This is a genomic window from Neisseria sp. P0021.S007 (assembly GCF_051956855.1).
The window spans coordinates 1-568 of sequence record NZ_JBQCXA010000906.1 but is presented as its reverse complement, the minus strand read 5'-3'; the positions used below and the strand labels follow the sequence as shown (position 1 = coordinate 568).

Genomic DNA, 568 nt, shown 5'->3' with positions numbered 1-568 from the left:
GCCATTAATGGCAAAATTATTACCTAGTCATGATTAAAAAGATTATAACGACCTGCATGGGTCTCTTATTAGGACTGGCTCTTTTTGGTGTAGGTCTGATTGCAATTGCAATTTTGGTAACCTATCCAAAACTGCCGTCTTTGGACTCTTTACAACACTACAAACCAAAAATGCCGCTGACGATTTATTCTTCAGACGGCCAAGTCATTGGCGTTTACGGCGAACAACGGCGTGAATTTACCAAAATCGGCGACTTCCCGAAAATTTTGAAAGATGCCGTGATTGCCGCCGAAGACAAACGCTTCTATGACCACTGGGGCGTGGACGTTTGGGGTGTGGCGCGTGCCGCAATCGGCAACGTCATGGCCGGCGGCGTTCAATCCGGTGCCAGTACGATTACGCAGCAGGTTGCCAAAAACTTCTACCTGAGCAGCGAGCGTTCGTTCACCCGTAAATTCAACGAAGCCCTGTTGGCCTACAAAATCGAGCAGTCTTTGAGCAAAGATAAGATTTTGGAGCTGTACTTCAACCAAATCTATTTGGGTCAACGTGCTTATGGTTTTGCCTC

General features: G+C 46.8%; 1 protein-coding gene. It reads left to right on the top strand.

Annotation, left to right across the window (positions count from 1 at the left end):
- Window positions 1–29: 29 nt before the first annotated feature.
- A partial coding sequence (locus tag ACTHUR_RS16640; RefSeq protein ID WP_440399792.1) for a transglycosylase domain-containing protein occupies window positions 30–568 on the top strand: 539 nt, incomplete at its 3' end.